Origin of the sequence: Pseudonocardia sp. (assembly GCF_029263155.1) — a bacterium.
GTDB lineage: Bacteria > Actinomycetota > Actinomycetes > Mycobacteriales > Pseudonocardiaceae > Pseudonocardia.
Genome location: NZ_JAJCYB010000055.1, coordinates 21,778 through 28,909, shown reverse-complemented (window position 1 = coordinate 28,909; position 7,132 = coordinate 21,778). Strand labels below are relative to the sequence as shown.

Annotated in this window: 6 protein-coding genes; 2 read left to right on the top strand and 4 right to left on the bottom strand. The window is 71.4% G+C overall.

What is annotated here, in order from left to right:
• From Q1K26_RS10815 to Q1K26_RS10805, 3 genes are all read right to left on the bottom strand, one after another.
• Positions 1 to 1,057 (bottom strand): DUF222 domain-containing protein (locus Q1K26_RS10815; RefSeq protein WP_300009964.1); only part of this gene is annotated, 1,057 nt, incomplete at its 3' end.
• Between the two features lie 703 nt (positions 1,058 to 1,760).
• Complete coding sequence (locus Q1K26_RS10810) at positions 1,761 to 2,117, bottom strand: non-heme iron oxygenase ferredoxin subunit (RefSeq protein ID WP_300009961.1); 357 nt, start codon at positions 2,115 to 2,117, stop codon at positions 1,761 to 1,763.
• A gap of 13 nt (positions 2,118 to 2,130) precedes the next feature.
• On the bottom strand, positions 2,131 to 3,090 hold the full coding sequence (locus Q1K26_RS10805) for a non-heme iron oxygenase ferredoxin subunit (protein ID WP_300009958.1): 960 nt from the start codon (positions 3,088 to 3,090) through the stop codon (positions 2,131 to 2,133).
• A gap of 261 nt (positions 3,091 to 3,351) precedes the next feature.
• Here Q1K26_RS10805 and Q1K26_RS10800 point away from each other — a divergent pair, with 261 nt between their 5' ends.
• Together Q1K26_RS10800 and Q1K26_RS10795 are read left to right on the top strand one after the other, a co-directional pair.
• Positions 3,352 to 4,575 carry a carboxylate--amine ligase gene (locus Q1K26_RS10800; protein WP_300009955.1) on the top strand — a complete coding sequence of 408 codons (1,224 nt, stop codon included), beginning with the start codon at positions 3,352 to 3,354 and terminating at the stop codon, positions 4,573 to 4,575.
• Positions 4,576 to 4,582: 7 nt separating this feature from the next.
• Positions 4,583 to 6,586: a hypothetical protein gene (locus Q1K26_RS10795; RefSeq protein ID WP_300009952.1), complete on the top strand. Its 2,004-nt coding sequence runs from the start codon at positions 4,583 to 4,585 to the stop codon at positions 6,584 to 6,586.
• A gap of 40 nt (positions 6,587 to 6,626) precedes the next feature.
• Here the strand turns inward: Q1K26_RS10795 and Q1K26_RS10790 are convergent, their stop codons facing one another.
• Positions 6,627 to 7,028 carry a VOC family protein gene (locus Q1K26_RS10790; RefSeq protein WP_300009949.1) on the bottom strand — a complete coding sequence of 134 codons (402 nt, stop codon included), beginning with the start codon at positions 7,026 to 7,028 and terminating at the stop codon, positions 6,627 to 6,629.
• Positions 7,029 to 7,132: the final 104 nt, after the last annotated feature.

Genomic DNA, 7,132 nt, shown 5'->3' with positions numbered 1-7,132 from the left:
GTCGGTACACGGTGCGCCCGTAGTCGAGCAGGGTTCCGGAGGCGGGGTCGACGAGCAGGCGCCGCCAGACGGCGTCGGTGGCGATGTCGCGGGCCAGGTGCGCGGGGATGGGGCCGTACCCGGACAGTTCACACGGCTGGTCGTCGGCGCCGGTGAGGGTGGAGTACGGGACGATGACGGTGATCAGGGGTTTGCCGGGGGTGACCGGCAGCGTCGCGGTCGCCTCGCCCGGTTCGGTGTTCGGGTCGCGTAGTACCAGTTTCCCGGTGAGTGCGGCGACGAGCAGGTCGGTGCGGCGCTGGTCGAGGGTGCGGGGATCGGTCGCGCCCATGCCGCGGGCGAGGCGGGTGAGCCATTCGAAGGATGCGGCCGCGTCGGGTGCGGGCATCCGGGCCCACAGCGTGGCCATGCCGTCCTCCCCGGGGAACACGTCCACCCGCCGCGCCTGTTTCGCGCTGCGGTGTCGGGTGGTGGCGCCGTCGGTGTCGACGGCGAGGATGGCGCGGCGCAGGGCGGCGTCGAGCTGCGCCCAGGTCTGCCCCGCCGCCCGGGTCAGGACACGGTGCTGCACGGCGGCGGCGAGGTCGTCGTCGAGGTGTTCGACGCGGTCGCAGATCAACCGGGCCCGTGAGGGGTCCAGCTGTCCGGTTTCGAGGAGGTCGCGGGTGGGGCGCAGTACCCCGTCCAGGCGGACGGCGCGGGCGATCCGGGCGTGGGCGGATCCGCGGGACACGGTGGTCGCGAGGGCGATCTCGTCGGCGGCCCACTGCCGCACCTCCGCCGCGGGTACCGAGGGGTGGTCGGCGGGGCGGGCGGCGAACTCGGCCAGCACCGCGGCCTGCCGCGCCGCCGCCCACGCGGCCAACCTCTCGTACCCCACGACCGCATCCACCAGTTCGGCATCCGACAGGGCCGCCGGGTGCCCGGTGGCGAAGTCGAGTTCGGCGGCGAACACCCCCGACGGCGGCGTGTCCGCCAGCGTCGGCGGTGGCTCGGCGGCGTCCCGTTCGGGCGCGTCCGGTTCGGGCGCGTAGGGCGCGGCGACGGATGGGAACATGTGTTCTACTGTACCGCTGATGAGCTGCACGTTTGGTACCGTCGACCGACGGAGGTCGACCACTCGGCGACCCACCACCGGACGGGAGATCGACGCCGTACGGGAGCGGCCGACCCGACCGGCTACGGGGATCGAGGGAGGGTCTTTCGGTGGCAAGTCGATCCGTACCGCAGGCGCGCCAGCGCCGAGGAACGGAATCGGCGCGGCAGCACATCGGTAGAAGCCGACCACCCCCACCCGGAAGATTCGCCGAGACGCCCGAAACCTGGCCCCACCCGACCCGGCGGGCGGCCCGGTCGCGGTGTCGGTAGAAGCCGACCACCCCCGAAACGGTTCACCTGAACCGCCGGAAGGTCGACGGAACCCCGACCCGGCGCGCCGGCGCAGCGGAATCGGCGCGGCAGCGTTTCGGTAGGGGCCGACCACTCCCACCCGGAACGGAATGGTTCACCTGACCCACCAGGCGGCCGCCGAGGCACCCGAACCCCGCCGGCGCCGCGAAGCGACACCGGCGCGGCAGCACTCCGGTAGCAGCCGACCACTCCCGGACCGGTTCACCTGAACCGCCAGGAGGCCGCCGGGGTGCCCGAACCCCCCGCCGGCACCGAGGACCGGAACCGGCGGCAGTAGCCGACGTGGAAGCCCACCGCCGCCGAAGGGGAGGCGGGGCCGGCCAGGATCCGGCCCCCGCCTCGACCAGGACCTAGTGGAACGGCTTGTGCGGGATCTCGGCCTCGTTGAGCTGCTGGTCCATGTCCACCCAGATCGCGTCGTCGTCGATCTTGCACGCGTACACCGGGATGGGGGCGACGGCCGGGACGCCGCGCGGCTCGCCCGTGCGCAGGTCGAAACAGGAGTTGTGCGCGGGGCAGATGAGCGTGTCGTCCTCCTGCAGGTAGCCCTCGTTGAGGGGCTGCTGCTGGTGGGTGCAGGTGTTGTGGACCGCGACGGCCTCGTCCTCGTAGAGGCGGACCACGCAGACCGGCTCGCCCCGCAGCTGGACGACCATCATGTCGCCCTCCTCGAGCTGGTCGAGATCGGCTACCGCTTCCCACGCCATGGTGTGTTCTCCTTCAGTTCGTCGCGCGCCGGGATCGGGGCAGGGAGCCCCGTACCTCGATCCACCCGTTGCGTATCCGCGTCGGGAGCACCGGTTGGGGGGTGTGGGCGGGCCCGCGCAGGATGCGCCCGTCTCGGAGGTCGAAGCGGGCCTCGTGCAGCGGGCAGGTCACCGTGCATCCGTCGAACTGGCCGCGCGACAGCAGCCCGCCCGCGTGGCTGCAGGTGTTGTCCATGGCGTAGAGGTCACCGTTCGTGCGGTAGAGCAGGACCTTGCGGCCGTCCACCTCGACGCCTGCCGGGATCCCGTCCTCCAGGGCGGTGTCCTCCACCGCGCGCACCCAGCGGGTGGGCCCGGTCGACGTCGCCACCCGGTTGACCATGACGGCCCGGCCCTGCACGAGGTGTCCGCCGACGAACCCGGCAGCTCCCGTGACGGTCATGCTCGCCAGGCTGAGCACCTGCGCCGGCCTGCGGTGCCCGCGCATCCGGGCGGCCAGCGACGCGGCCTGCAGCGTCATCCCCGCGGCGTTGAGCACGCCGTGGAACAGTCCGACGCGGCGGTCCTCGTCGTCGCTGACGTTCCAGTCGGTGATGCCGGTGGCGGCGGTGGCGACGGCCGCGGCCAGGCCGGCCGCGCTGAGCGCGCCCGCCGGGTCCAGCCGCCCGTTGGCGGAAGGGACGTCCTTGTCGAGCAGGTCGAGGACGACGGCGCTCGACCAGAAGCCGATCGGGAGGTCGCTCAGCGCCGCGTGCAACGAGTGTCCGGCCCACCGGCCGCCGTGCATCAGCTCCACGACGACGTTGTCGCGGTGGCGGTCGTACAGCGGCTGCACCACCTCGGTGACGCTGTCGTTGAGGGTGTGCAGCCAACGCCACTTCCCGACCGCCGCGAACAGCTCGTGGTGCCACGTCGTGAGCCGCGACGCGGGCGCGGCCGTGGTGCTCCCGTGCTGTTGGTCGGTACTCGTCATCGAGTCTCCTGCTCCGTTGCGCGGCCGAGGCGATCAGGGATGTTCCCACCCCGGGCCGGGTCGGTGCTGTCGCAGTTTGCGACGTTCAGCCGCGCTCGACGGCGGGGCGATCCGGCCCACGAGCGCGGGCCGGTGTGGCCCGGCGGCAGGCGCTCGCACGACATGTCCCCCCGCCGCCGACGAGGTAGGGTCCGGCGAGTGTCTGTCGAAATAGAGAACGGAAAGCCCGGAGAGGAATTGACCACACCGGCTCGGGAGCCGGTGAAGCGGGATCCGGAGAAGGGTTTCGTCGCTGTTCTGGGTTGGAGTCTGAACGCGATCGAGGCGCTCGACCGGTTCGACCGGCGGTACGTCGTCGTGGCGCCGGAGTGGGCGCAGGAGTACTGCACCGAGAACGACATCCCCTACATCCCGTGGAACTTCGAGCGGCTCAACGACCGCTCGATGGAGATCGCCGAGACCCTGCAGGAGGCCGGCGTCGACGTCGCCATCCCCCTGTACGAGGAGACCGTCGAGTGGGCGGGCGCGATCAACGCGGTGCTGCGGGGCAACCCTCGGCTGTTCGGTCAGGCGATGCTGCTGCGGGACAAGGCCCTGATGAAGCGGCGTGCGCAGCTCGGCGGCATCCGGGTCGGGATCTTCGAGGAGGCCCACGACCGGGGCGACGTCATCCGGTTCCTCAAGCGGGTCAACCAGACGCTGCTCAAGCTCGACGGCGACCCGAACGACCCGATCCACCTCAAGGCGTTCGACAAGGCCGGCTGTCTCGGGCACCGCGTGATCCGCACCCCGGACGAGGTCGACACGATCCCCGACGAGGAGTTCCCGGTCCTGATGGAGTCCCATCTCGACGGCTGGGAGTTCGCCGTGGAGGCGTGGATATTCAACGGCAAGGTCCGATTCCTGAACATCTCCGAATACGTCACGCTCGGGTACTCGGTGTTCGTCCCGGCCACTCCCGAACTGGAGCGCTACCGGGCCCGGATCACGCAGGAGATCGAGAAGCTGATCAAGGCGTTCGAGATCGACTTCGGCTTCATCCATCCCGAGTACTTCGTCACCAGCGACGGGGAGATGTACTTCGGCGAGGTGGCCTACCGGCCGCCGGGCTTCAAGGTCTTCGAGCTGTTGGAGCGCGCGTACGGATTCAACGCCTACCAGGCGCTGGTGCTCGCGTTCGACCCGAAGACCACCGAGGAGGAGATCGACGCCTTCTTCCCGACCGAGGTCGTCGACGCGCGCGGTTTCGCCGGCTGCTTCGGCGTGTACCCGCGGCGCCGGGTCGTCAACGAGCTGGCGATGCCGGACGAGACCGTGGACCACGAGTACTTCGATTCCCACGAGCTCACCGCCCCGCTGGAGGAGACGGTGACCAAGCGCACCGCGTTCGGCACGCACTGGGGCCTGGTGTACTTCTTCGGCGACGACCCCTACACGATGCGCGATCTGCTCGCGAGGCAGGAAGAACTTGACTTCTACGTCTAGTGACGGGGTGCTGGACCGGCGCCTGGCCGCCCTCGACGACGCCGTCGCGGCGATGGCGCAGACCCGGGACTTCGGCAAGCACCTCAAGCTCCGGCTCGTGCTGGACTCGCTGCGTCGCGTGCTGGTGGCACCCGGCGGCTGCGCGGCCGTGCAGGCCCGCGCCGCCGCGCTGGAGGACGCCGGCCTGTTCCTGGGCACGGACTGGGCGTCCCCGGAGATCCTGGTCCCCGCGCTGAGCGGGAACTCGCTGCACAGCGCCGACGCCGACACCGTGCTGATGGAGGCCGCGAGCGGGCTGCGCCTGCTCGCCGTCGCCACCGGCGACTACGAGCACCCCAGGATCTCCGCCGAGGACGCCCACCAGTTCCTCTCGCAGGTGCTGGCCATGAACCTGGAGCTGCTGTTCACCCCGCCCAGCGAGGCCGAGCGCACGACGCAGGGACGCACGGCGCAGCTGATCCGGGACCTGGTGGGGCACATCGGTGCGCAGGTCGGCTACGGCAGCGTCCTGGACCGCCTGGTCGAGGAGATCTGGCGCATCCTGCGGCAGCGGCCGATCCAGGTCGACGGTGTGCAGGACATGATCACCCGGATCGCGGTCTACCGCGGCGACCCCGACGTCGACCTGGGGTCCGCCGGGCAGGGTGTGGACCGGCTGATCACCAGCCTGTTCGGCACGACCGAGGCGTGCCGGGAGGACCCCGGCCTGGAGGTCTACCGGTCGCGGCTGGAGGCGATGGACGCGGGCGGCCTGCAGTACGAGGCGGCGGGGTTCGCCCGCGCGATGCACGACACCGGGCTCGTCTCGCCCTACCACGCGGAGCTGCTGCGGTTCCTGATCGAGGAGGGCGACTTCCTGATCGCCGAGGCGCTGGGCCTGTCCAGCACCGGCCGCGACTGCCTGCTGCGCTTCCACGACCTGGTGCACCGGCTGATCACCGAGGCCGTGCACCCGCAGACCGCCCAGAGCGTCTACGGGCTGGCGCTGCTGCTGGACCGCGGGATCCTGTACGAGCCCGCGGTCGCGCCCGCGCTGTGGCGCCAGCTCGGCCTGGTGCTCTCCCCGCACGCGCAGGAGCGGCTGGCCACGGCGTTCGGCCCGGTCCCGGCCCCGCCCGCGCGCCTGCTCGCGGGGGTGCTCTCGGTGCTGGGGCTGCCGCTGGGCGTCGGGCAGGGCGACAACCCCACCTGCCAGTCGGCGCGGGCGCTGTCGATGTGGTCCTACAACGACCCCGACTACCTGCTGCAGGTGCTGGTGTGGGCCGCCCGCGACGACGAGATCACCATGCACTTCGAGGGTCAGCCGATCTCCTCGCGCGACAGCGCGGGCGGTGTGGCGACCACGCTGCCCACCGACCTGGACCCGGTGTCGCTGCTCGTGGTGCCCCATCTCGACCGGATCTACGCCGAGATGGGCAGGCGCTGCGCCGACCGGCCCGGCGACCCGCACCGCTGGGTCAACCCCGAGTTCCACGGCTGGTGGTCCGGCCGCGGGTTCCGGATCAACGTCGACGTCGGTACCGGACTGCTGACCGACCTCGACGAGTTCCTCCGGCACTTCTACGCGAGCTACCACCCCGCCTACAACGGCGACCAGCCGGTGATCCACCCGCAGCCGGCGGGCGTCGCCGTCACCGACAGCGGTGCGCGCTACGTCGGCTGGCACGCGATCACGATCCTGCGGGCGGGCCCGGACCCGCAGGACGTCATGCGGGTCTACTTCTACAACCCCAACAACGACAGCGGTCAGGACTGGGGCGACGGGGTCGTGGTCAGCACCGCAGGCCACGGCGAGCGGTTCGGGGAGGGCTCGCTGCCGTTCGACCAGTTCGCCTCGCGGCTCTACATCTACCACTACGACCCCTTCGAGCGGGGCGATCCCGACGCGGTGCCGGCCGAGGAGCTCGACCGGGTCCTCGGCTACATCCAGCGCAGCTGGGGTGCCGACCGGCTGCCGGCCGGCGCCCTGCAGGCCGCTCGCGGACCGTCCGGCGGGCCGGAACCGCAGTAGCGCGAGCCGGATCCTCCCGCCCGGGATCGCCCGGCGGGGATCAGGTCCCGGGTGCGATGAAGAACTCGAGGGCGATGTTGTCGGGGTCGCGGAAGGAGACGCCGCTGCCGTAGTGGGCCTTCTTGATGCCGCCGTGGGCGATCCCGAGCTCGTCGAGCCGGTCGCGCCACCGCTCGAGTTCGGCGGTGCCGCTCAGCGCGAAGCCGATGTGGTCCAGGCCGGTGCGCCGCTCGTCGGCCCGCTCCTTCGTCTCGGCCCCCATGTGGGTGTGCAGGCCCAGGAGCGTGCCGCCGTCGAGTGCGAAGACCGTGTGGTGGTAGGTGCCCGACTCCTCGTCCTCGTCGAGCACCGGGTCGGCACCGAGGAGCCGCGCGTACCACCGGGTGCTGCGGTCGAGGTCGGAGACGGTGATCGCGATGTGCTGGATGCCCGGGAACGCCACGGAAGGACTCCTTGTCGGTTGGGGTGGCCGTCCACGGTCTCATACCGTGACGAACAACTCATCCCGGACGCTCTCGATCCGGCCAGGGCGCGGCGGATGGCGGA

Bases quoted from the DNA above. Each gene is read 5' to 3' on its own strand.
- Q1K26_RS10810 (WP_300009961.1), bottom strand. From the start codon at position 2,117: ATGGCGTGGGAAGCGGTAGCCGATCTCGACCAGCTCGAGGAGGGCGAC.
- Q1K26_RS10805 (WP_300009958.1), bottom strand. From the start codon at position 3,090: ATGACGAGTACCGACCAACAGCACGGGAGCACCACGGCCGCGCCCGCG.